This is a genomic window from Jingyaoa shaoxingensis, assembly GCF_014385005.1.
Taxonomy (GTDB): Bacteria; Bacillota; Clostridia; order Lachnospirales; family Lachnospiraceae; genus Marvinbryantia; species Marvinbryantia shaoxingensis.
Genome location: NZ_JACRSZ010000007.1, coordinates 11301 through 36242, shown reverse-complemented (window position 1 = coordinate 36242; position 24942 = coordinate 11301). Strand labels below are relative to the sequence as shown.

The following is a 24942-nucleotide window of genomic DNA, read 5'->3' as shown; positions in this document are numbered from 1 at the left end:
CTTAAAAGCCAATTGCCTCAATCTGGCTCAAGCACTCTGCAATTGCAGTATCTGCATCTGTACCGTTTACAACATTTGCGCACATACTTGGAATCGGTCCATCTGGCCATGCATCAATCTGGCTCCATGTAGTCAGAGGCATATCACCGGACTGAGAATTTGCAATGGTAGTTGAGAATGCCTTTAACCAGTCATCCTCTGTGAAGTAAGAATTTTCCATTACTGCACAGTTGGAATTTAACAGTCCCAGTTCCTGGCTCATGTACAGCTGTACATCTTCACTGCAGAAATATTTTACCCATTCTTTTGCTGCATCTGCATTTTCTGTTGTTTTGAAAATACCAATTGGTGCAGAGAAAGAAATACCATTTTTCTCATTTTCTGCGCCTGTTGCAGTTGGGAGCGGCGCAGATGCAAACTTGCCTTCCATCTGTGGCGCATTCTGGAGAATGTTATTCTTTGTTTCACCTGTTACACCAAATACCATGGATACATTACCACTCATAAACTCTGTTACAGCATCATAGGAAGCATCCAGACTGTTGCTGCAAATGTTGTATGTGTTGATACAGTCAGATAAAAATGCCAGTGCCTGTTTAGACTGTTCTGTATCCAGAGTAAATTCTGTAAACTCATCATTCATCAATGTACCGCCACACTGTGCCAGCATGGAGAACCATGTCTGATCGTAACGTCCCATGTCTGAATACCATGCAAGACCTGCATGTGTAATATTTCCGTCCTCATCTGTCACAGTCAGTTTCTGTGCATCTTCTACCAGTTCATCCCATGTTGTCGGTGCTTCTGTAATACCTGCATTCTCAAAATCTTCCGTATTGTAAAGTAATACTCTGGTATCAGCACGCCATGGAATTCCATACCAGTCACCATCTACGCAGGCTTCATCTTTTCCGGCTGTGATCCAGGTATCCTCTCCACCCATTTCTTCTACCAGATCATTCAGTTCCATCAATCCGTATTCATCTGAACTCATAGTGGCCAGAGACTTGGTAAAGAAAATATCTGCCACATCCGGTGCTTCACCGCCTGTGCAGGCAAGTGTCAGCTTCTGTGATGCACTGCCCCAGTCCACAATATTGTATTCTACTGAAATACCAGTCTGTTCCTGAAAATCTGCGGTAACCTTATCCAGAGCAGCTCTCTGTATGGATGGATCTGAACCATAAGCCTGCATCCAGAATACCAGGTTTGTTCCGTCATATGGCTTATCTTCTGCCATTACCATAGAAGTTCCTGCCAAAATCATGGTTCCTGTCATGCCTAATGCGATCAAAGATTTCTTCATATCAAATATCCTCCTTTAGAATACATTATCCTTTTTGTTTCACCCTTCTGACATAGTTTCCCGTCTTGCGCCCCTGACAGTAAGCTATTCTTTTATCCTTTTACAGCGCCTGCTGATAAGCCGCTGATCAGATACTTCTGTAAAAATGCAAATATGATAATTGCCGGAATGGTAATAATAATACCGGCTGTCATAGTAATTGCCATCTTTGTATTGGCACTGTACTGTCCTATAAAATCATAAATACCTACTGATACCGGTTTTAATTTGTCTTTTGATAAAATAATACTTGCCCACATATATTCGTTCCATGCCGTAATGAAAGCGAAAATTCCTGTTGAAATAATACCTGGAACAGAAATCGGAAGACATACTCTCCAGAATATTCCAAAATTACTACATCCGTCGATTCTGGCACTTTCCTCAATTGCCACCGGAATTGCCGCATCAAAGTAGCTCTTTATCATGAGGGTACAGAACGGAACTGCCCATACCACATATGCAATCACAAGACCTACATAGGTATTCGTCAGTTTCATATTGAACATGATAAAATATAAGCTGATCATAGTAACTATTCCTGGAATCAGCTGGCTGACCAGCATGATTACAAAGGATACTCTCTGTGCTCTCTTGCGGATGTACCGGCTTATACTGTATCCGCAAAGTGTTGCAAATATGACACTCACAACCGTTGCTGTCAGTGATACTACCATAGAGTTCTTCATATAAGTTGCAAGTGGGATAGAGGACCACACTTTTGTAAAATTCGTAAAAGATAATCTGGATGGGAGTAAGGTCGCTGGTGACTGCATTACCTCTTCTGTCGGTTTCACTGCTGTCACGATCATCCAGTAATATGGAAGTAATACAAAACAACTGATCAGGAATAATGAAATATAATGCCAGATCACTTTCCAAACTTTCTGAATCTTCTTTTTTGTCTTCGCATTCATCAGCTCATCTCCTCTTCTAATTTTCTGGTTTCAGTGAAGAACGAATATAGAAAATGGATGGAATCAATGCAATCAGCATCATAATGATACTAAGTGCCGAAGCATACCCATATCTGTAATTGGTAAACGCCGCCTGATATACTTCTACCGCCATGGTTTTAGTCAATCCCAGTGGTCCACCATTGGTTACCATGTAACTGATATTAAAATTATTAAACTGCCAGATCAGTTCCAGCACAATGGAAGATGTAATCACCGGCCGGATACACGGAACGGTGATCTTCCAGAATGTTGCCATTTTACCGGCTCCGTCCATTCTTGCCGCTTCATATATTTCCTGCGGAACTGTCTGTAATCCTGCAATAAACATGACCATAAGGAATGGGAAAATGGACCATACATTGATGATCGTCAATACAATCAACGGTTCTGATACTCCCAAAAATGTTGCTGTACTTCCCAGGAAATTAACCGGAACTTTTATCAGATGTAATTTTAATAAAATAGAATTAATCGGACTGAAGTTTTCACTGAATATGAATCTCCAGACAATTGATGCTACCAGTGGCGGAGTTACCCATGGAATCAGGAACATTGCCCTGAAAAATCCTCTCAGTGGATAAGGCTTGATAAGTTTGGTAGCTATCAGCATTGCCAGCGATACTCCTAAGACGAGGGACACAATTGCAAAAAACAAAGTATTAAAGATCGTCTGCCAGGTACCCGCCTTTGAAAAAGATTCTATGTAATTTGCCAATCCAATAAACGGTTCCTCTTTTTTCAAGATAGACTTGTCAAAAAATGACATCCAAATGGTTTTTACCGTAGGATAAATCGAAACAATCAAAAGAGATGCAATTGCAGGCATCAGCATCAAAAACGAAGTCCACTGATTTAGAATACTTCCAAAACTATTTTGTTTCTTTACTTTTTCAGTCTGCTGTTCCATGTCTTTCCTCCTTATCCAATGTCTGATTCTACTGTCCTCTGAGATCTTTTACGGAACGCCGTGGAATAAATACCGGTCCGATCTTTACTGTTCTGTGAGCATCATGCTCCGTGGATGACTCAATTCTATCAATTAAGATATCTGTCGCTGCTTCAGCGATTTCCTCTGCCGGGAGCTGCATGGTTGCAAGTGGCGGGGAAAGGAATTCCGCAATCGTATCATCATAACCAACCAGTGAAATATCATCCGGGATTTTCAACCCTCTTTCTGATATTGCCCGGTAGGCGCCTGCCGCCAAAATATCGGATGCGATCAGAAAAGCTGTTGGTTTTACGGATTCCTCTTCCTTTTCCAGAATACCCAGAATCTCCCTGAAACGATAACATCCATTTTCCACTGTATATGCGGTGGTAAAAAAACTGTGTCCTTTTGCATACTCCGGATCTACTTCTTCCATTGCCTGCAGGTATCCGTCATAACGTTCCTGTTCTACTTTGGATTCCGGATTGACACCAAAAAATCCAATCCGTCGATGTCCCATTGCAGCCAGCTTGGATACTGCTATATAACTGCCTTCTGTGTTATCAATCAGAACCTTTTCCACATTATAGATATCCCCACATCGCTCAATCATAACCGTTGGTACCGATATAGTCCGAACAACTTCCCTAACCTTTTCTATAATGGACTGATTACTTCCTGTGTTAAAAATCAGTCCGTCCACGCCGTAAGACATCAGCGATTCCATTACTTCTTTAAATGCTATAGAATTGGTATTCGTCAATGCAAATGATAAAATGGTATATCCTTTTCGAAAACTGATACTTTCTATTCTCGTTGCGATCTTGGTAAAAAAGATATTTTCATCAACAGCCAAATAAATGTATGCCAACAGTTTAGATCTTTCTCCCCGCAGCATTCTGGCATGTCTGTTTGGAACATATTTCAATTCCTCCATCACCGCCTGCACGGCTTTCTTTTTCTTCTCTGCCACATAACCACTATCATTTATACACCTTGTCACACAGGATACAGACACTCCTGCTTTCTCAGCAATCATCTTCAGTGTCACTTTATTGGATGACTTATTTTTCATATTGAATTGTGAAATTTTTTCATATTCGGTCATCTATTTTTCCTCTTATGTTTTTCATTTCCCACCCGCTTATATTGTGATTTAAACATAAACTCCTTCGTTTTGCAACACTATTTTAGTCTATTTTCACAACTTTGTCAGTGTTGTACTATGAAAACGTTGTCACTTTTTCACATATTTACAACAAAACCATTTTGTAAAAATGTGATTTTTTTCACGTTCTCAAAACAAAAAATGACAACAGAATGTTACATGACTTTTCATGCAGCCATTCTGTTGCCATTTACTGAAAGTATTATTTTAGATCTGATACCACTTTATCTCATTTGCATCCATATGCAGTTCAAAGCTGCTTCCGTCTCCTTTGTATACAATCGTATCCTGTGGTTCATAAGTATTGTTAACCACGCAATATTTACCATTCTTTACATATGCATGCACTTCCACATTGTAGTTGCAGGAATACCAGCAGTGCAGTTGATCTTCGGCAGATGAGGACCATAATACTGCACGATAGAGTACTCTGCTATTCTTAAAGCTGTATGGAAGTCCGCTGATATAAACGCCACGACCTTTTCCAAAGGTCTTTACCGCCATCTGTACTTCCTGATGATTCTGTATCAGAATCTCTGTCTCCGGAAGTGCAAAGATATTCTTCTTGCCTTCTCCAAAATCCACTTCACCCTCACTGTCTTCCAGAATGAAATGATCCCTGTGTTCTTCCCAGTTGTACTTGTCTGTATTCAAGTTAAATCCCCGTTCTTCTTCTACGCCCAGGATATCATCCAACTGGAAGAATTTGCCCTGCCACTGGTGTGCTGCAGGTTCGCCCACACCAATAAAGCCGCCACCATTATATACAAACTCTTTTACTGCTGTAATAACTGTCTCATCAATCCAGTTTTCGCCTCCACTCTGAGCTGTATCTGCATCTCCTACATTAATAATAACATCAATGTCTTTCAACAGATCCGGATTGTTCCTGATGTCGTCAAAACTGATAAAGGACACATCAAATGGAGCTCCGCTTAAGGCTTCTATGATACCAAAATAAGAATAATTCTGTTTGTAATAAATTGCGTGGTGCACCATATGATTGCCCCAGGAGCGCATCTTTCCCCAGCAGTTTAACACCGCCACACGCTTTACACAATATGGTGTGGTTCCCTGAATATTGTCGTACAGGGTACGGAATTCTCGGCAGACGTCCTTAATATATTCTACAAAATCCGGGAACTGGAGTGCCAGCTTCAGATAGCCGCCGTATCCGATTCTCTGGATCGGACTGCGAAGGATGGCTCTTCTGGCAGTTACCCAGTTCTCCTTTGCTTCTTTCACCGGATCCCCGCCTTCATAAAAAGTATCCGGGAAAAAGTATGGCAGGAATCTTCCTTCGGTATATTTTACGCCTTTGATATCGCTGAACAGGCGCAGAGTTGCGCCATTTCCAACACTTCCTACTACTGCATCCAGACCAATGGACGCAAATTCGTCCATAAACGGCTCCATACCGATCCAGTGGTCACCCATGAACATCATGGCTTCTTTGCCATATTCGTGTACAATATCCACCATCTCTTTTGCCAGCTTCGCCACTTCTCTTCTCTGGAAATCCTGGAAATCTTTGAATTCCTTTGATGGAATGCGATAGGTATTGTTCATGTATCCCTGGTCGATAATGTATTCCGGGCGGAACGGATATCCCACCTCCTGTTCAAACTGCTGCAGAATATAAGGACTGACAGACGCCGAATAGCCGAACCAGTCTACATATTTTTCCCTTGCCAGTTCATCAAAGATCAGTGTAAACTGATGGAAAAAAGTAGTAAAACGAATCACATCTACATATTCATGGGTATCCAGAAATTGACGCAGTTTTTCCATACAATGCGCCTTCGTTTTAGGCTGACGCACATCAAAAGTAATCTGCGGCTCCACATCTTTCCAGTCATTTACCACAGCATTGTACATATTGACCGGATCCCACATAATATAAGCCAGGAAACTGACGGTATACTCATGAAACCGTTTTGTCGGATGAATCACCACATCCCCGCTCTCTTTTTCGTAAGTCCATTCACCGACAGGAACGACTTCCCCTGTGGTACGATCTGTCACTTCCCACCATTTCCGGATATCATCCCGGTCATTCACCTTCAGCATTGCCGGATACAGATGATCCATCAGATGGATTTTCAAACTGTCTTCCGTTGCCGTATGGAAAGATGACATAATATACATCTGCTGAACTTCGTCCGGATTCGCTTTTGCCCATTCATTATCTTTTCTGGTTGTACAGTAAGTCGCATAGACCTTTGCTCCGGTATTCTTCAATTCCTGCGGAAACTCCGTGCCATCACAGTCTCGGAGTGCATCTGCTCCCCACTCACCCATGATCTCCAGTGTCTGCGGCACCACATCCAGATCTGTCGGTATGGTTACACGACCTTTGTTCTGCTCCATTATCTCTGTCCTCCGTTTTCGTTCTCTATCATTGTGATCTTATTTTTCTCCAGTGTGATTCTGCCGTCACTCATCTGATTTCTCAGAAGAGGAACGCCTCTTCTCACATAGAATTCATTCTCTGCCACATATGCATCCGGATTGCCGGAAGGACTTAAGATTCCTCCCAGATCATCTACGCTGACATTGTATCGGAATGTATTATGGATAGCTTCCTCCAGACAGAACATGACACATCCGCCTTCATTCTGACTGCTGTAATTATATTCATACAGAGTCCCGTCTCCGGAATCTGCATCATACGCCATTCCATCCTGATTCAGCTTCATATCCCGCACTTCATTATAACGGAACACAGCATCCTTACATTTCCATGACCAGATTCCCGCTGCCACCTTACCCATGCGCTCTCCCGGATGACGGTAAACATGATCATTCATCTCACAGGCGCAAGAATCTGCACTGTTGTGTTCTGTTACCGGACGCAGTGCATACATTGGTGTGATGGCATCTCCGCCAGCCTCTTTTACATAATTATTCCTCAGCAGAATATGTTCCTGTCCATATTGCAAAAATGTCTCTTCTGCTAGCTCGGCTCCGGTAAATCTTGCATGCTGATAAGTATAACCTACTGCGATTCCCCAACGACTGACACGCCACACAGAGCAGTCTTCCACCAGCACTCCATCAAAACGTGCCACTCCGGTTACTTTCTCATTTTCCGGCTTCAGAGCCGTCATATAAATTCCGCCATTATTCATGTGCTTATTGTATACATTACCATTCACATCATGGATCATAAGATTGCTCAGATGAATTCCATGCAGGGTACCGCCGTTCTGCGCCACAACTGCCACTCCGGTACGGTCCATTTTATCCGGTGCACAATATGCGTCCATGGTCGTAAATGGCTCCTGATTGGTAATCTCCAGATCGTGAATCCAGATATATTGCGCATCATAGAGCAGAATTGCTGATGACACGTTTCCCCTGTATACATGCGTCGGAGAATCCAGCGGCATTCCATAATCCTGATACCAGATACCCGTTCCGTTGGCATGAATCTTTGGCAGTGCGCCATTTCCATACGCGCCAATCTCGATTGGCAGTTCTTTTGATCCGGAATCTGATATATGCAGATACTGGTCTTCAAATACTGAACCACATTCCAGCAAAATCTGATCTCCCGGATACAATTTGCACTGCTGAAGACGCTTCAGTGTGGCAAAAGGAGTCGTTTTACTCAGACCGTCATAGCAGTCATTTCCTGTTTCAGAGCTGACATAATATGTTCTGTACTGCATCTTCATACTCCTTTTCCCTTATTTTTTTTCGTATGATCAATTCCACATCTTCATATGAAAATGCATCTCCCTGATATCTGGTAAACAGATTCTTGTGTGTTTCATAAAAGCGTCTTGTTTCCTCCCGGCTGATCGGACGGAAAACTTCTCTGTTGTCAATGGCTGCGCTTTCTGAAGCATAAGCCAGCTTAAACTCAGTCAGTTCATGGTGCAGATAGGCAATCGGGGAATACTGCTCAGGTCCGTAGACCGTCTCGCCTTTCTCCAGTGTCTCTCTGCGCCTCCTGTTTTCCACCTGCCTTCGCTGCTCCACAGCTGCCAGTCTTGGATTCTCTATCAGTCCCAGTCTGTAAGCCTGCATCAGACTTGCCATACTGTAGTCCCGTTCCTTTTTATCCAGAAAATCAAATGTCATCATTTTACCGCTCCTGTCAGTCCATTGGAAAAGCTCTTCTGCAGACAGAAGAAAATCACTGCTGTCGGTAAGGTACAGATCAGTACTCCCAGCATCAGCATTCCATAATCTACACTGTAACCGCTCTTTAAATTGGCTACCAGCATTGGCATGGTAATGGATTCATTATTCTGTAAGATGACCTTCGGCCACAGATAATTATTCCATGCATTCATGAATGTGACCGTCATAGCTGCTCCATAAGTAGACTTCATCACCGGTATATACATACGGAAGAAAATCGCAATCTCGCTCATTCCTTCCAGACGGCTTGCCTCAATAATATCCACCGGGAAGGAACGGGATGCCTGACGGAATAGCATAATCATAAACGGGGTGGAGATCGACGGCAGTACCAGTGCCATCCAGCTGTTTACCAGCCCTATTTTGGAAAACATGGTAAATAACGGTATCATTAGTGCCACAAACGGCAGCATCATGGCAAGCAGCAGAATACTCATCAAAAGGTCTTTTCCCTTGTCATGGTAGATTTCAAATCCATAACCTGCAATAGAACAGATCAGAAGTGTCAGGATGGTAATCACTATCGCATTTCGAAAAGAGTTAAACATAGCCAGACCCAGATTCTGATTAGCAGTCAGACTTTTAAAATTTTCCATCAGATAGCTTCCCGGAATCAAACGTCCCCGGACAATATCGATACTCTTATTCGTTGCCCCGGAGATCATATAATACAGTGGGAACACCGATAGCAGGCTTGCGATACTTAATACAATATAAGAGATCCTGTTTTTCCATTTATTACTAGTCACGACTGTCACCCACTTTCATCTGAATTGCAGACAGAATTGCCACACATACCAAAATAAATACGGACAGAGCTGCTGCATAATTAAACTTCGGTGTCTCTACAAAAGAGATGTTAAAAATATAATGTGCCAGAGTCATGGTTGACTTTCCAGGTCCTCCGGCGGTCAGATTCACAGATTCATCAAAAAGCTGCAGGGTACCTGATGTTGACATAATTGCAGTCAGAAGAATCGTTGGCTTTAGCAGTGGTATCGTCATTTTGAAAAACTGCTGAATGCCGTTTGCTCCGTCAATCCGCGCTGCTTCATAGATAGAACTGTCAATATTCTGAAGTCCAGACAGATAAAATACCATATTGTATCCGGTCCATCTCCAGATCAGGGCAATAATGATAACAAATCTTGCCGCCCATGCATTCTGAAACCAGTCTACCGGCTGCATTCCGATGTGAGTCAGTATCGCATTAACAAATCCGTCTCCTGCAAACAATGACTTGAAAATCATAGAATAAGATACCAGTGATGTGGCACACGGCAAGAAGATCATCGTACGGAACAGCCCCTTAAACTTCAGATCCTTATTATTCAGAAGCTGCGCCAGGATCAGTGCCAGAAGCAGCATGATCGGTACCTGAATAATGAAATAGAATACCGTGTTAAACAGACACTGCCGGAAAGTCTTATCCTTTAAAATACGTGTATAGTTGCCGATTCCATTCCAGACTCCTGCTGCTCCCATGCCCTTCTTGAATGATAGCAAAATGGCCTGCACCATGGGATAAAAGCAGAAAATAAAAATCAGAAGAGATGCCGGAATCAGAAATGCCCATCCAATCAGATTATGTCTCTTCTGAAGGCTCATTTTTTTTCGTTTTGGCTGCATATATTCCCTCCTAAAGAGAGCCACTGCAAAAATATCCTTGCATTTTGCAGCGGCCCTTCAATCATCTGTCAAATCTTATACTGTCAAGATCTGATTAACCTTCAATATTAAACTCTACAGTATCCTGTGCATTCTGCAGTTCAGATGTGATATCTGCATCATTCTGTACTACGTTTGTTACTACGTCTGTCAGAGCACTTCTGATATCTGAATAGTAAGCTCCGCAGTCAAATGCAGGAACCTGGCTTGCGAAATCTACGATATCCGCATATACCTTCTGTCCGCCATAGAAGTCAGATGCTTCCTGATATACACTGGATTCTGCTGCAGGAAGATAGCTTGCGATTGCACCTGCATTTACCAGTAAATCATCATACAGATCTACATCTGCTGCAAATGTGGATTTCAGGAAATCAAAAGCCAGATCTGTATTCTCACAGTTGGAAGATACTGCCCAGCTTGCACCACCACAGTTTGCGTAGTTGGTTGCTCCTTCTACATCATCCAGTGCAGGCATATTCACAATTGTCCAGTTACCTGACTGATCTTCTGCTGCCTGAATAGAAGACATAATCCAGCATCCATTGATCACACCTGCTGCATCTCCATTGTTCATGGAAGCAATATACTGATCCCAATCAGTGTACTCTGTCATATAACCTTCTTTTACCAGAGTTGCATATACCTCAACAGCCTGTGCCAGTACTTCGTTATCAGCAATCTTAACTTCTCCGTCTACGATTGGAGAAGCACCTGCGGACTGAAGCATTTCCAGAACCAGTTCGGATCCACCGGAAGTAGTCAGCATCGGTGTACCGGTTTTTTCCTTTACTGTCTTAGCCAGTTCCATGAACTGTGACCAGGTAATATCTTTGAAATCATCTGTAGTCAGTCCCGCTTCTTCTACAATATCAGAACGAATTGCCATGATAGTTGCACCATTATCAAATGGAACACCATAGTTCTTGCCATCTACCGTAGAGTCTGCCAGTTTACCGGCTGAGAATGAAGAAAAATCAATTCCGGAATCTGTCAGATCTGTGAATACATCCGGGAAGCTGGTAACATCTTTGTGATAAGAATAATCCTGCATCAGGAAAATATCAGGCAGTGTACTGTAATCCCCGGATGTCGCAGCCGTAATCAGCTTAGTCTCGATATCGGAGTATACGTTTTCCTGAATATCCAGTTTGAAATCCGGATGATCCTTCTGATATGCTGCCTCTGCCTGTTTCATAGCATAAATATTAAAATTCGGGTCCCAGCACCATACGGTTAATGTCTCATCGTTACTTTCGGCAGCAACCGGTACTGCTGCGATCATACTTCCAACTACTGTAGCCGCCAGAATTGCACTTACTAATTTTCTTCTCATTTTTATCCTCCTTGAAAATCTTTTTCACGTTTTTTCATCTGTCTTTAGCATACGTTGTTTTCTTTTGTATTTCAATTCTCTTTTTGCTTTGTTTTTTAGATTTCTTGCGTTTACGTCTCTTTTGCGCTATTATGGATTTATACTTACTATCAGAAATCAAGGTATCTATTTTTTTGGAGAATTTGCTTTGTTTTTTCAAATAATTCAAATTGTTTTAGATAAAATATACACTTTATAGCAGTCAACCTTCTTTTCTGTTTAGAAGTATATTTTTATTCAAAACAAAATTCCTAATAAATATTTTATTTTCCGGAAAGGAGTCTTTATGAGTACCAGATCCCTGCGATTTTCTTCCGAACAGTCTTCCGCTACTGATGCGGTACTGCTCAGTGCTTCTTCCTCCAGATACGAAGGTGACTGGCCAAGTATCCGTCATTCCCACGCTTTTACTGAATTGTTCTATGTGCAGAACGGTAAAGGAGAATTCCTGATTGAGGATGAGCATTACCCTATTGCCAAAGATGATCTGGTCATCATTAATCCTCAGATTTTGCACACTGAACTTTCCAAAGGCAGCCCTCCTCTGAGTTATCTGACCCTTGGTATCGACGGAATCGGTTTTTCCTTTAAAGATCATAAAGACTTTCAGATTCTGCACTGTCACAACCGCGAGGTCAACCTTCTGTTCTACTTCCAGTCACTTTTCCGCGAACTGGACCGTCAGGAAGAAGGATACGATGTGATCTGCCGCCACATGCTGGAGATCCTGATGATCCAGCTGCGCCGTATTACTGATTCTGCCTTTGAGCTGATGCCATCCCAGCATCCAAGCCGTGAATGTGCCGCCATCAAGCGTTATCTGGACTCTAACTACAGTGATAACATTACTCTGGATCATCTGGCAGAACTCAGTCACCTGAACAAATATTATCTGAGTCACGAATTCTCCCGGTATTATGATATCTCACCGATTAATTATCTGAACCGGAAGCGCATCGAAGTCTGCAAGGATCTGTTGGAAAACAGTGACTATGGCATCTCAGATATTGCCCATCTGACCGGTTTTTCTTCTCAGAGCTATCTTTCACAGAGTTTTCGCAAGTACTGCCAGATGACGGCAGGCACTTACCGAAAACTTGCTAAAAAAAAGCAGGGACAAAAATAATGTCCCTGCCTGCTGCCGTTTTTACATTTCTTCCAGAAGCCTTAAGCCCGCCGCCCCGGTAACCGGGAGGGAAAATACGATTGCTCCGGCCTTTGTTCCGATTCCTGTCTTTTCCATAATGGCATTCATAATCGCATTTTTCTCTTCTTTTTTTGAGACGATCAGTATCACTTCTTTTTCAGAGACAAGCGAGACTCCCAGGAACTGTTCTGCCCGCTTCATTCCGACGCCTTTTCCATGAAGCACGGTGCCACCCGTGGCACCTCCGGATCTGGCTGCTTCCATGACTTTCGTTGTATATCCGTAATTGGCAATCGCAATAATCAGTTCATGCTTCGCATCTGTCATCTCTGCTTCCTCCTCTTTTTCAAACTCCTGTCCATCCAGGAAAAATGCCAGTGTCCTTTTTCCTCCTATGCTGGATAAGGGAACGGTAAAGGCGATTCCGGTTCCCGGAATGTCAATCTGTAATTCTTTCTGCAGTCCCTTTTGCAGCTTCTGCCATACAGCGTCTGTAACCAGTGAGAAAAAAACTCCCTTTTCTTCATCTTCCAGTCCCAGATAATCCAGCACCTCACTGGCTGCCGTCCCACGCCCCAGGGAAATTGTTCCGGCTTTTACCTGCCAGGTTTCATAAAAATTCACAAATTCTGATATTTTTTTCCGGCTGCTGATGGTAATCAGCATCGATACTCTGCTCATATCCTGTTTTTCCTTTCTCAGAACTCGATGATTTCATCATCGCCATACTCTGCAAACAGTTCCATCATATCTGTCTGATATTCCATGCCAGGTGTTCTGCCTGCAGACTGTGCTTCTTTCTTCACGTATAGTACACCAAGAATCTGGATGGTAATCAGTGGCGTCATAGCTACCATTGCTACCACGCCAAATGCATCCCGGACTACATCTCCTCCCACGGCAATACAGGCACCCTGCGCCAGTGGAAGCAGAAAAGTAGCCGTCATCGGTCCGGACGCCACACCACCGGAGTCAAAGGCGATGGCAGTAAAGATCTTCGGAACCAGGAAGGTCAGTCCCAATGCAATGGCATATCCCGGTATCAGGAACCATAAAATCGAGATTCCCTTTAAGACTCGAATCATAGAAAGCCCTACCGACGCCGCAACGCCTATGGATAAACTGATCTGCATAGCCCTTCCCGATATCGCGCCATCTGTCAGTTCTTCTACCTGCTTCATCAGCACATACACCGCAGGTTCCGCTTTTACGATAAAATACCCGATCAGCATTCCAAGAGGCACCAGAATCCATGCATACGGAAGCGATGCCAGTACAGTTCCAAGTGCGTTTCCTGCAGGAATAAATCCCACATTTGCCCCTGTCAGGAACAGTACCAGACCAATATAGGTATACACCAGTCCAATCAGGATTTTACTAAGTGTTCTTCGTTCCAGTTTCAGCGAAAAAATCTGAAAGAGCCCAAAGAATACTGTAATCGGAAGGAGGGATACGCCTATCTCTTTTATGTATTCCGGAATTGCCCCCAGAAAAAGCTGCCCGACTTCTACAGAATTCGCAATACTTCCGCTTCTCTCCGGAGAAAAGCATCCTTCTGTCTGATATATCAGGCTTAACAGCAAGACTGCAAGAATCGGGCCGATGGAGCACAACGCAACCAGTCCGAAGCTGTCATCTTCCGCATGACGGTCATTACGAATGGAAGAAATTCCCACGCCAAGTGCCATAATAAAAGGTACTGTCATAGGACCTGTCGTCACGCCTCCTGAATCAAAGGCAACTGCCAGGAAATCTCCCGGCACCAGCATTGCCAGCAGAAAAATGATCACATAAAATACGATCAGTAATGGTGCCAGCGCAAAACCAAATAGAATTCGCATCAGTGCAACTGCCAGAAAGATTCCAACCCCTGCTGCCACCGACAGGATCAATACCATATTGGGTACGGATGGTACCTGCTGCGCCAGAACCTGAAGATCCGGTTCTGATATGGTAATAATAATTCCCAAAATAAATCCGGTTCCGATAATGAACCACAGCTTTTTTGTTTTCACCAGACTTCCGCCAACCCGTTCTCCCATAGGAGTCATGGAAACTTCTGCACCAAGTGAAAAAAACGCCATGCCGATAATAACCAGCACAGCGCCTATGATAAATTCCACCATAATCTCAGGGGAAAGAGGCGCTATGACAAAACTCAGTATCAGTACTATCACCATGACCGGCAGTACTGCTGTTACTGATTCCCGCGCCTTTTCCTGTATCTTATCTTTTAATGTTTTCCTGTGTATCCGTAATTCTCTGACAAATCCTTTTCCCGCCAACGAAATCCCCCTTGTCTTATATTCTGCCGTCTGTTGGTTTCCAAAAATATGTTTGCCTTATCTTATCACGGATCATTCTATTCTTCCAGAGTTTTTTCAGCTTTTTCCATTTCACATCTGATATACCAGATTCACATCCATATTATACAGTGCTACTATTCATTCAGATAGATCTCTTCTTTTGCCTTCATCAGCAGATACAGTGTCTCGGTTGCCGGAACCGGGATCTGCTTTTTCTTTGCCATCTGCAGAAGCGTTCCTGCCAGATACTCATTTTCTGTTCTTCTGTGATGCAGCACATCCTCCAGCATGGACGTCTTCTTTGCGCCTTTGTAGCTGACATAATACTGAATAATATCTTCGATATCTTCTTCAGAAAGGGGAATTTCTTTGGCCTGCGCCACCTTCACAAACTCCCGCATGCTTTTCCGGCAGATGGTCTGCAGCTCTTCATAAGTCCGAAACTTACTGTAATCTGCCCCGGTCAGTGCCGTTACAGAATTGCCCGCTACATTCAGCATCCATTTTTTCCATACCATTTTGTCTATGTCTGCTTCTACCACTACATCCAGCCCGGTACTGTGCATCAGCCGGTAAACATACTGTACAATATCATCTCCGGAATAGGAAGATGCACCGATGTGGGTCACTCCCGCATTGGTGAAAAGGAGATTTTCTCCATCCATAATGGTATTCGGTCCCTGTATGTACCCCTTCAGTACAATATTCTCCGGAAATGCCTCACAGAATCTCCGGAATGCATAGATTCCATTCTGAAGAGGAAGAAGAATTGTTCCCGGTGCAATCACCGGACGCAGATCTTCTATCGCAGATTCGATATCATAATTTTTGACACAGATAATGGCAAGGGAAGGCTTTTCCACCAGCTCCTCTGCCGTTGAAATTATCTTCGGAGAAAAGGCAGCTCCATTTACCCAGTAATGCTTCTTCTCCATCTTCTTCCTGCGCTGCCCGGTGGCAACCAGGGCAAATCGGTCTCCATAACACTGATTCATATGCCAGGCAATGGGAATTCCGATTGCCCCAAAACCAATGAGTACGATCTGTTCCATATGTTCTCTCCTGTTCTATTCCTCACCGGATGCAAAATAATCTTTTACCAGTTTCACCACTATTCCGGACAGCAGGAACAGTGCAATTAAGTTCGGGATAGCCATCAGACCGTTGAAGGTCTCTGCAATGCTCCACATCAGTCCCAGATTCGCTGTGGCACCAAGAATAGCAACCAGTGCATATGCCACCATGAATGGCTTGATGACTTTTTCTGAAAACAGGAACTCAATACATCTTGCGCCATACAGTCCCCATCCCAGAATGGTGGAAAAAGCAAAACAGCACATGGCAAGGGCTGTAAAGATGGATACCCAGTCGCCATATACAGATGTAAATCCCTGAATAGTCAGCTCTGCACCTGCTGCCGCTCCGTAGTTTATCGGTACCTGACTGCACAGAATAACAAGCGCTGTCAGTGTACAGATCACAATGGTATCTGCAAATACTTCGAAAATACCAAACATCCCCTGTTTTACCGGTTTTCTGGTATCTGCACAGGCGTGGGCAATGGATCCGGTACCAAGACCTGCTTCATTGGAAAAGATACCACGGGAGACTCCCTTTTTCATACTCAGGAACATGCTTCCTACCACACCGCCGGTTACGGCAGATGGCTGAAATGCTCCTCTTACAATAGATACAAATACAGCCGGCAGAACACGGATGTTTATCACGACTACACCGATTGCCAGAACGATATATAACAATGCCATAAATGGCACCAGTTTCTCTGTTACCTGACCAATTCGTTTGATTCCTCCAAGAAGAATCATGCCAACCAGAATGGTGATAATAATGCCGATAATCAGATTCGATGTTGCTACCGCACTCTCCGGAATCACATGATAATTTAACAGTGCGGAATTCACCGCAGTGGTAATGGTATTGACCTGTGTGGCATTACCGGTACCGAACACCGTCAGCACACCGAAGGCTGCAAACAGATATGCCAGCCACAGCCATTTTTTGCCCAGCCCGTTTTTGATGTAATACATTGGTCCGCCAACCAGATCTCCGTTGGCATTCTTCTCACGGAACTGTACTGCCAGGGTCACTTCTGCGAACTTGGTACACATGCCCAAAAGGGCAGATACCCACATCCAGAATACAGCGCCGGGACCACCAATGGCGATGGCTCCTGCTACACCTGCAATGTTACCGGTTCCCACTGTGGCCGCCAGTGCGGTACAGACAGCCTGAAACGGAGTCAGTGTACCGTCGGATGCATTCTTTTTACGAAACATTCGTCCAATTGTTGTTTTAATCGCGTAAGGGAACTTCCGAATCTGCAGGAAGTTTGTCCTGATACTTAAGTACAGCCCCACGCCGAAAATACACAGCATGGCCGGAACTCCCCAGATAAAATTGTTGACTACACTGTTTATCCTTTCTATTGCCTCTATCATACTCTCTCTTGTCCTCTTTCCATGAATTTTGCTCTTCCTGCAAAATACGTTTCTTCTGTATTTCACTCCACAATAGTATTATTGTAACGGATTCTGGGATGGATTGCAAGAAAGGTTTATCTTCCGTTCTGTTTCAGCCATTGCCGTGTAACGCGATAATCTGGCAGTACCTTTTCTACTTCTTCCCAGAATGCCCGCGAATGATTCATCTGCTTACGGTGGCACAGCTCATGTACCACCACATAGTCCAATACTTCCGGTGGCATCTTCATCAATCTGCAGTTAAAATTCAGATTTCCTGCCTGACTGCAGCTTCCCCATCTGGTCTTCTGATTGCGGATCGTGATTCTGCCGTAATTCACACCCATCTGTGCGGCAAAAAAGGCAACCCGCTGTGGGATTACCTCTTTTGCCAGTTCTGTTAATTGCTTTATTTCTTCTTCGGAAATCGAAATTCGGGACGTCTGATCTGCGTTACTTTCCTGTCTCTGCCTCATCTTCTCCAGGTGCAGATCGATCCAATGCTCCTTCTCTTCCAAAAACTCCATAATCCGATACTGAGGCATCCGCAACGGTGCCCGCACCCTTATACTGAGATCTGGATGAATTTCAATGGCAATGGTCTTGCGACGGCTGCGGATCAACTCAATGTCATAATTCTTGTATTTCATTTCTTCCATGCCTTTGCTTTGTATTTCGCTCATTTCACACTTTGCACTGATCTTTTATTCCCCCAGTGCTTTTTGGATTTCTTCGATTACGATTTTCAGTGCTTTAATTCTGGCGTATTTCTTATCTACAGATTCCAGTACATGCCACGGGGCAAAGGATGTGTTCGTCTTTTGCAGCATTTCATCTACCGCCACTTCGTAATCATCCCACTTTTCACGGTTTCTCCAGTCTTCCTCTGTGATCTTCCACTGTTTTTCCGGTGTGTTCTGGCGCTCTTCGAAGCGTTCCAACTGGGTATCCTTGTCGATCTGCACCCAGAATTTTATGATCACAGCACCCCATTCCTTCAGTTCTTTTTCGAACTCATTGATCTCGTTATAGGCACGCCGCCAGTCATTCTCACTGCAAAATCCTTCCAGCCGCTCTACCATGACACGTCCATACCAGGTTCTGTCGAAGATCGCAATATGACCATTCTTTGGCAGTCTCGTCCAGAAACGCCACAGATAATGTCTTGCTTTCTCATGCGGTTCGGGACTGGCAATGGGATGCACTTCGTATCCTCTCGGATCCAGTGCTTCCGTGATGCGCTTAATATTCCCGCCTTTTCCGGCAGCATCCCAGCCTTCATAAGTAATAATCACCGGAATCCGTTTTCTGTATAACCGGTTATGAAGTTCCCCCAGTTCACTCTGCAGCTTCTTCAGCTCTGTTTTGTATTCTGCTTCCTCCAGTTCCTTATCCTTCAGCTCGATCTCGGACAGGCGTGGAATCTGCTCCAATGGAAATACATTCTGCAGAATTGGTACGGAATGTGCCTGATTCTGCAGTGCCACCTGAATGTTGCTGATCATGGTCTCCAACACCTGCAGTTCTGCCCACTTCCGCTCACTGGCATCTATGATATACCATGGTGATGTGGACGCATTGGTATCTGACATATACTGGGAAAATACCTTTACACACTTCTTATAATGTGCATTCTCCCACCGGTCAAACTCTGACACTCTCCATCTGGTGTCCTTATGCTCCAGAAGACGTTCTTCCCGCTTCTTCTGTTCTTCCTGATCGATGTGCATGAAGAACTTCAGCACCAGATATCCGTTGTCTGTCAGCTGACGCTCAAACCGGCGGATACTCTCAATTCTGCTGCCATATTCCTTCTCATCATTCTTTTCCTCCAGACGCTCCCTGCAGATCTGTTCCATCCATCCGGAATCCAGAAATGTGAACTTTCCCTGTTCCGGGATATGCTTAAAATAACGATACAGAAACGGATATCGCTGCTCCTCCGCGGTCGGTTCTGACATGGTAACAACCTTGAAAAACCGCGGGTCAATATTGCGGATTACCTTGCCAATGGTACTGCCCTTACCTGCAGTGCCCCAGCCTTCAAACAATGCCAATACCGGTACCTTGTGTTCCTTGATCTTCATCTGCAGATCGTATAACTGATTTCTCGCATCTGACAAACGCGTCTTTAATTCCTCTTTTTCCGGCATATGCGCCGGGTTCCAGTTTGTAAGCATGGCATTACCTCCTGTGGGATGTTATGATTTACTATTTTACCCCGTACCAGGGTATGAGTAAACTGCTATAATAAAAAAATTAAAATAATCCATACTTGAAGATGTATATCACGTTCGTATTGAAATTTCTGAAACCAAGGCTGGATACCGTACCATCCTTCCATTAGAAATCAGGCAATAATACCAACCACAAACGATAAGAACTAAAAAATCAGGAAAGTCCCGCAAATATGAGACCTTCCTGATTCATTAAACGATCTAATACATATCCGGTGTAGACTGCGGTATCTGCATCTTCGGAAGAGACACTTTTAATTTACTGCTGCCGGATGAATGGCTTCCAGAAGAATGGGAGCTATGACTGCCTGATGAGTGGGAGCTGTGGCTGCTGTGACTTCCTGAACGGTGGGAGCTGTGACTGCTGTGAGACCGATGAGAACTATGGGAACTATGAGACCGGTGTGCCGCATAGACGCTTCCATCTGCCAGCATCACACCAAGAATCACCATCATAGAGCCGATCATGGCCACTTTTGATCTGGAAATATTTCCTTCTTCTTCCTGAATAAAATCTTCCAGACCTTTTTTGATCGTTGGAAAAATATTGTCTTTATCCATATCTACGCCTTCTTTCTTCTGTATACTTTCTTCAGCTTTCCATTTGATACCCGAATGGAATATTTGTACTTACGAATCTTTAAAGTCGCTTTGCCATTCAGTTTGCCATTCTTCCAGGTTCCAGTTACATAATTCTTATTTTTCCAGGTATACTTGCCCTTTCCATTCATGACATCGTCTTTCCACGATCCCTTATACCTGTCTCCATTTTTCCAGATATAGGTGCCGCTGCCATTGCGCTGATCATACTTAAAATATCCAACATATTTGTCTTTATTGCGATAAACAGCGGTAGCTTTTCCTGTCAGGTAGTCATTTTTCCAAGTACCGGTGATCACACAGCCATTGTTGCAGTAATATTTTCCCTTTCCTTCTTTTCGCTCTGTTTTTGCATTATACTTTCCAACATAGCGCTCTCCATCTTCATACCTTATGGTTCCTGATGCTGCCTGAGCCTGATACGGCTGCTGTATTCCGAACAGAACCAGAAAACTCAGCAGCATTACTCTCAGCAGATTCTTCATACCCTTTCTCATTTGTCTTCTCTCCCTTCTTTACTCACACCATCGTCTGAATATCTCTACTACTTCCTCGTCCTGCTGTTCCAGTTTTTCAAAGAGAATGTCCTGTATTCCTTTATAGATTCTGCATCGATATTCCTGAAGCATGGACGGATAAACGGTCTGATATCTTGCATAACTGATCACCGGACAGGTTCCACAATATGGCTGATACACACAGCCATCGCAGTCTGCCAGTCCTTCCAGACAGGAGGATTTCGCAATTGTCTTACAGACAGGATTATTTACAATGCTTTCGTAGGTATCCTGTTCCACATTTCCCAAGCAGAAACTGTCATCCCCCATCTCTGCCAGCATTCTCGCCTCGTCGCAGCTATACACCTTTCCATTATAATAATAGGCAAGCTGACCTATCGCACCGCCACATGGTGAGCGCAGTTCCATATAATTGCCTGCATCTCTGCAGAATATCTTCGAAAGAAACATGCGCGCATGTCCTTCCAGAATGAAGGTTCCCTGTTGGTTTCGTTCTATAATGTAGTCTAGGGATTTCCGGTAAAAATTCAGAAATTCGTCCACTGTGTATCCGATCTTAGCCCAGTTCTTCGCTGCATACCCCAGCTGCGTCAACGGACGTATGGTGATCTGATTTAATCCGAATGCCAGATATTGATCTACCATCTCTCGATATCTGGGAAGTGAATCCCTGGTCGTTGTCTGAATGGCTGACACCGAAGCACCTTTATCCTGAATCATCTGTATTTTCTTTTTCAGAATCTCAAATGTATTCTGCTGAAAATAAGGTCTGTTTTTATTATGTAAGATCTCATCTCCGTCCAGCGATGTGCAGATCGAAACTCCGTGCTTTATCAGAAATTCCAGTTTCTCCTCATCTAACAGCATCAGATTCGTTACAACCGAAAACTCCAGATTCTTTCCACAACTCTGATTCTGTTCTTCTGCATACTCTACAATAAACTGCAGTGTATCAAAATTCATCAACGGCTCCCCGCCCTGAAATTCGAAGGTCACATACTGTGCCGTCGTCTGCAGTGCAATATCCACTGCTTTTGCGGCTGTCTCCCCTGACATCTGCGTATGACGCTCCAGTTCTGTAGACGCCTGACAATACACACATTGCTGATTACACTGCTTAGTCAGCACAAAGATATGCAGCGCCGCTCCCTGAAACAGATTCCGCCGGTACATTCGAAAAGCTTCTCCAGCCCGTTCTACAAACTCATATTCACTGCCATCATATAAGAAGAATTCATCCATTAATCTCTGGGTGATCTCCTCCTGTGGATCCAGCTGATCTCTCAGAAACCGATAAAATTCTTCTTTGGAGAGGAATACATATCTCCCCAGATCATTGGTCAGCAAGACCTTTTGTCTCATCTCTCTGTAGTTAAAAAAATTCTTTTTCATACCTGTACCCTGACTTTATACCTGGTATAGCGGTATGTGGATGCAAAGAATCCACCACACCGGCTTTTCTCTGTGCATTTCTCGCATTCCTCAAAATACCGTATTTTATAATCACTGATACTGTTTCGGTAACAATACCAGTATTTCCGGTCAAACAGACAAAGCGGATAATTGTACAGACTTGGGATGATTCCACAGGCAAAACACTGTTCCACCGCCTGCTGAAGGCTGTCTTTTACTTCATCAAATTCGATCCACACCTGTTCTCTGTTTTTCCAGGCATTTCCCAGTACTTCCATTCCCATGAGATTCACATACTTTATCTCCGGGAACTCCCGGCTGATAAACCGGATCAGTTCATTTAGTCTGCTATAATTCAGTCTTGATACCACAATCCGAATTCCCACTTCCACACCTGCTTCCAGCAGATGGTGAATCCCGGCTCTTGTCTGTACAAAACTTTCCGGACATCCTGCTATCCTGTCATGCAGTTCTGCACAATCCCCATGGATTGGTATCTCAATTTTCAGCCGCCTGTGAGCAAATGCTGAAAACCGTTCTGTATATCCTCCGGCAGCAAAACTCCTCCCATTGGACAACATCAGTACTTCCGCATCCGGTGCCTGACGAAATACTGCTTCTATCAGTTCTGGAAGCTGTTCCTTCAGCAGTGTTGGTTCTCCACCAGTGATATCCACATGTTCTGCTTCCGGATTGATCTCACCTATCTGTTCCAGCAGATTCTCCCTGGTGACTTCATTGGGTCTGGTCCGCAATTTTACAGAATCCGGACACATAATACAGTTAGAGTTACACTGATTCGTCACATAAACCAGTGCACTGGATTCCGCTTTTTCTTCTGTCATTTTATTATCACTACTCCCACGAGATACGTTATCAGCCCTGCCAGTATAAACACTGCAAATGGAATATAACGTACCACCATAATATATTCTTTTCCGTATTTGGACTTTTCCCATCTGTGAATGGATTCTGCCTGTTCCTGGGTAATACGGGACTTCGTTGTCTCATCTGTGCTTTCCGGCAGCCCTTTCACTCTGGAACATAAAAATTGCTGTACCGCAAAACAGGATAAAATCATACCACTTTTTACTTCACTGGTCTTTACCCATTCGTAATTATACTTTTCTGCAAACTTCAGACTGAAATGAGATACCAGTACCAGAAGTATCGTAAGTCCCAGATCATTCATTCGCATACCGCCCGACATCACTGCCCCTGCCACATACAGAATACACAGGATCACGGTCAGTACTTTCTTTCCGCGGAACTGTACTGCCACAAGCTGACTGGTCAGCAGTACTCCCACCACTGCGAAAAAGATTCGGTTGCTCTCATAATACTCTCCCATAAAATAAGCACAAAGTGTGTATACCAGAGATAAAAATGAGATGGAAAACAGCAGATTCCAGACCTGCTGTGAATCAAATTTCTCTTTTTGGAGTTGAATTCCCTTTTTCTTCTTAAAAAACCGGTACCATATTGATTCCAGAAAGATATACAGATAAGCTTCCAGAAAAATCAGCATAAAAATCAACATAGACGGGAACAGCATGCTGTCTGTGGTCACGTACCATCCGGCCGGAAACAGGAAATTCAAAAACATCCATAGTTTGGAATCTCCCGCTCCCCACATCTTTAATGCATAGAATATAATGGCAATGGCAATGGCTGCCAGCAGATTCATCAGAAAAAGCCGAATACTTTCCCGATGTCCGTAATAATACAGAACAACCAGTATACTGGCCGGAATCATGCCGAGGCTGAGCCAGCGGTTGTAGATCTTCCCCTTTTTCCAGTCTGTAACCGCCGCCACCAGACAAATGCCCAGCAGATAAAGCATCATGATCCCTTCAATCATACATACCTCCGGCTGCCCTTATGGTCTCTGCCAGAACGTAATTGCCAAACTCATCCATGGTTCGCTGTGGATCTGCCAGGCACTGTTCAAAAGTCAGGCTGTAGTAATTTTCCTTTTCCTCTTCCATATGGATCTTCGCGATCCGGCTAAAAGCCTGTATTGTCTCTTCTATTGCACTTTTGGGATATATTTCTTTTTGCAGAGTCATTCTATTCATCGTACCACGCCTTCGCAATCTCATCTAAATCATATCGATCAGGCTCGTCTGCTTTTTCTTCCTTTTCCTCAGACTCGTCTGTATCCTCTTCCGGGATAAATGCACTGTACAAGGCTCTCGTCACAATCAGTTCTCTTAATTCCTGTGTATCCTGACCAACCGCCAGCTTCAGGCACTGATTCAGCAGCTCATTCTGAAGCCTTCCCACCCTGTCACTGTCAATCCGTCCATCCTTACCGGTAAAACGTATGATAAAATGCACTTCATCCATATCCAGTCCGATATAATAATCATCCATGAATAAATATGCAGTCCTGTAAACCGCCTTTAACGGATAAAGCTCCTTCTTTATCCGAACCTCCGCTTTTCCGTCATCTAATATCGTGTACTCCAACATAGTAATCCCTCTGAAAATATCTGCTCTTTGTTATTGCATCATAAGATTGCTCATTTATAATCATAGCATTGCTCTATTTCTCATATCTGTAAACCATTTTTATTATTTCTATTGTACAGACTTCCATACTATTCGTCAACGGAAAAGAGCACTTTAGGAAAGATAAAATTC

General features: G+C 43.7%; 24 protein-coding genes. 1 reads left to right on the top strand and 23 read right to left on the bottom strand.

Features of this window, described 5'->3' with window-relative positions:
- Position 1 precedes the first annotated feature (1 nt).
- The 10 genes from H8716_RS08070 to H8716_RS08025 form a co-directional block, all read right to left on the bottom strand.
- Positions 2 to 1306 (bottom strand): extracellular solute-binding protein, encoded by a 1305-nt coding sequence (locus H8716_RS08070; protein WP_249308062.1) that lies wholly within the window; start codon positions 1304 to 1306, stop codon positions 2 to 4.
- A 92-nt stretch (positions 1307 to 1398) separates the two neighbouring features.
- On the bottom strand, positions 1399 to 2262 hold the full coding sequence (locus H8716_RS08065) for a carbohydrate ABC transporter permease (RefSeq protein WP_249308061.1): 864 nt from the start codon (positions 2260 to 2262) through the stop codon (positions 1399 to 1401).
- Positions 2263 to 2278: 16 nt separating this feature from the next.
- The gene (locus tag H8716_RS08060) at positions 2279 to 3211 is read right to left on the bottom strand and encodes a carbohydrate ABC transporter permease (RefSeq protein ID WP_249308060.1); all 933 of its coding nucleotides are present in this window, start codon (positions 3209 to 3211) and stop codon (positions 2279 to 2281) included.
- 28 nt (positions 3212 to 3239) lie between these two features.
- A complete protein-coding gene (locus tag H8716_RS08055; protein WP_249308059.1) occupies positions 3240 to 4340 on the bottom strand; it encodes a LacI family DNA-binding transcriptional regulator in 1101 nt (366 codons plus the stop codon).
- A gap of 267 nt (positions 4341 to 4607) precedes the next feature.
- Entirely contained in the window at positions 4608 to 6770 is a 2163-nt protein-coding gene (gnpA, locus tag H8716_RS08050; RefSeq protein WP_249308058.1) for a 1,3-beta-galactosyl-N-acetylhexosamine phosphorylase, read from the bottom strand.
- The gene (locus H8716_RS08045) at positions 6770 to 8074 is read right to left on the bottom strand and encodes a right-handed parallel beta-helix repeat-containing protein (protein ID WP_249308057.1); all 1305 of its coding nucleotides are present in this window, start codon (positions 8072 to 8074) and stop codon (positions 6770 to 6772) included. Before H8716_RS08045 ends, gnpA begins: the two co-directional genes overlap by 1 nt.
- Positions 8043 to 8492, bottom strand: coding sequence for a hypothetical protein (locus H8716_RS08040; protein WP_249308056.1), 450 nt, complete (start codon positions 8490 to 8492; stop codon positions 8043 to 8045). The genes H8716_RS08045 and H8716_RS08040 overlap by 32 nt, the downstream gene beginning before the upstream one ends.
- A complete protein-coding gene (locus H8716_RS08035) occupies positions 8489 to 9217 on the bottom strand; it encodes a carbohydrate ABC transporter permease (protein WP_249308192.1) in 729 nt (242 codons plus the stop codon). The genes H8716_RS08040 and H8716_RS08035 overlap by 4 nt, the downstream gene beginning before the upstream one ends.
- A gap of 76 nt (positions 9218 to 9293) precedes the next feature.
- Positions 9294 to 10181 carry a carbohydrate ABC transporter permease gene (locus H8716_RS08030; RefSeq protein ID WP_249308055.1) on the bottom strand — a complete coding sequence of 296 codons (888 nt, stop codon included), beginning with the start codon at positions 10179 to 10181 and terminating at the stop codon, positions 9294 to 9296.
- 94 nt (positions 10182 to 10275) lie between these two features.
- Positions 10276 to 11556, bottom strand: a complete 1281-nt coding sequence (locus H8716_RS08025; protein ID WP_249308054.1) for an ABC transporter substrate-binding protein — start codon at positions 11554 to 11556, stop codon at positions 10276 to 10278.
- A gap of 325 nt (positions 11557 to 11881) precedes the next feature.
- Here H8716_RS08025 and H8716_RS08020 point away from each other — a divergent pair, with 325 nt between their 5' ends.
- On the top strand, positions 11882 to 12721 hold the full coding sequence (locus tag H8716_RS08020; protein ID WP_249308053.1) for a helix-turn-helix transcriptional regulator: 840 nt from the start codon (positions 11882 to 11884) through the stop codon (positions 12719 to 12721).
- A gap of 21 nt (positions 12722 to 12742) precedes the next feature.
- Here H8716_RS08020 and H8716_RS08015 read toward each other — a convergent pair whose 3' ends face one another.
- The 13 genes from H8716_RS08015 to hxsD form a co-directional block, all read right to left on the bottom strand.
- A complete protein-coding gene (locus H8716_RS08015; protein ID WP_249308052.1) occupies positions 12743 to 13423 on the bottom strand; it encodes a P-II family nitrogen regulator in 681 nt (226 codons plus the stop codon).
- A gap of 17 nt (positions 13424 to 13440) precedes the next feature.
- Positions 13441 to 14922 carry a DUF1538 domain-containing protein gene (locus tag H8716_RS08010; protein WP_334299709.1) on the bottom strand — a complete coding sequence of 494 codons (1482 nt, stop codon included), beginning with the start codon at positions 14920 to 14922 and terminating at the stop codon, positions 13441 to 13443.
- Positions 14923 to 15182: 260 nt separating this feature from the next.
- Entirely contained in the window at positions 15183 to 16100 is a 918-nt protein-coding gene (locus H8716_RS08005; RefSeq protein WP_249308050.1) for a ketopantoate reductase family protein, read from the bottom strand.
- A 15-nt stretch (positions 16101 to 16115) separates the two neighbouring features.
- Positions 16116 to 17507, bottom strand: a complete 1392-nt coding sequence (locus H8716_RS08000; protein ID WP_249308049.1) for an alanine/glycine:cation symporter family protein — start codon at positions 17505 to 17507, stop codon at positions 16116 to 16118.
- A 116-nt stretch (positions 17508 to 17623) separates the two neighbouring features.
- Complete coding sequence (locus H8716_RS07995) at positions 17624 to 18211, bottom strand: M48 family metallopeptidase (protein ID WP_249308048.1); 588 nt, start codon at positions 18209 to 18211, stop codon at positions 17624 to 17626.
- Positions 18212 to 18232: 21 nt separating this feature from the next.
- Positions 18233 to 19708, bottom strand: coding sequence for a polyphosphate:AMP phosphotransferase (pap, locus tag H8716_RS07990; RefSeq protein WP_249308047.1), 1476 nt, complete (start codon positions 19706 to 19708; stop codon positions 18233 to 18235).
- A 258-nt stretch (positions 19709 to 19966) separates the two neighbouring features.
- On the bottom strand, positions 19967 to 20326 hold the full coding sequence (gene hxsA3 / locus H8716_RS07985) for a His-Xaa-Ser repeat protein HxsA3 (protein ID WP_249308046.1): 360 nt from the start codon (positions 20324 to 20326) through the stop codon (positions 19967 to 19969).
- A 2-nt stretch (positions 20327 to 20328) separates the two neighbouring features.
- The gene (locus H8716_RS07980) at positions 20329 to 20862 is read right to left on the bottom strand and encodes an MORN repeat-containing protein (protein ID WP_249308045.1); all 534 of its coding nucleotides are present in this window, start codon (positions 20860 to 20862) and stop codon (positions 20329 to 20331) included.
- An 18-nt stretch (positions 20863 to 20880) separates the two neighbouring features.
- On the bottom strand, positions 20881 to 22275 hold the full coding sequence (hxsB, locus tag H8716_RS07975) for a His-Xaa-Ser system radical SAM maturase HxsB (RefSeq protein ID WP_249308044.1): 1395 nt from the start codon (positions 22273 to 22275) through the stop codon (positions 20881 to 20883).
- A complete protein-coding gene (gene hxsC, locus H8716_RS07970; protein ID WP_249308043.1) occupies positions 22272 to 23141 on the bottom strand; it encodes a His-Xaa-Ser system radical SAM maturase HxsC in 870 nt (289 codons plus the stop codon). Before hxsC ends, hxsB begins: the two co-directional genes overlap by 4 nt.
- On the bottom strand, positions 23138 to 24157 hold the full coding sequence (locus tag H8716_RS07965) for a prepilin peptidase (RefSeq protein WP_249308042.1): 1020 nt from the start codon (positions 24155 to 24157) through the stop codon (positions 23138 to 23140). The genes hxsC and H8716_RS07965 overlap by 4 nt, the downstream gene beginning before the upstream one ends.
- Entirely contained in the window at positions 24150 to 24374 is a 225-nt protein-coding gene (locus H8716_RS07960; protein WP_249308041.1) for an HxsD-like protein, read from the bottom strand. The genes H8716_RS07965 and H8716_RS07960 overlap by 8 nt, the downstream gene beginning before the upstream one ends.
- Positions 24367 to 24771: a His-Xaa-Ser system protein HxsD gene (gene hxsD, locus H8716_RS07955; protein ID WP_249308040.1), complete on the bottom strand. Its 405-nt coding sequence runs from the start codon at positions 24769 to 24771 to the stop codon at positions 24367 to 24369. The genes H8716_RS07960 and hxsD overlap by 8 nt, the downstream gene beginning before the upstream one ends.
- Positions 24772 to 24942 lie beyond the last annotated feature (171 nt).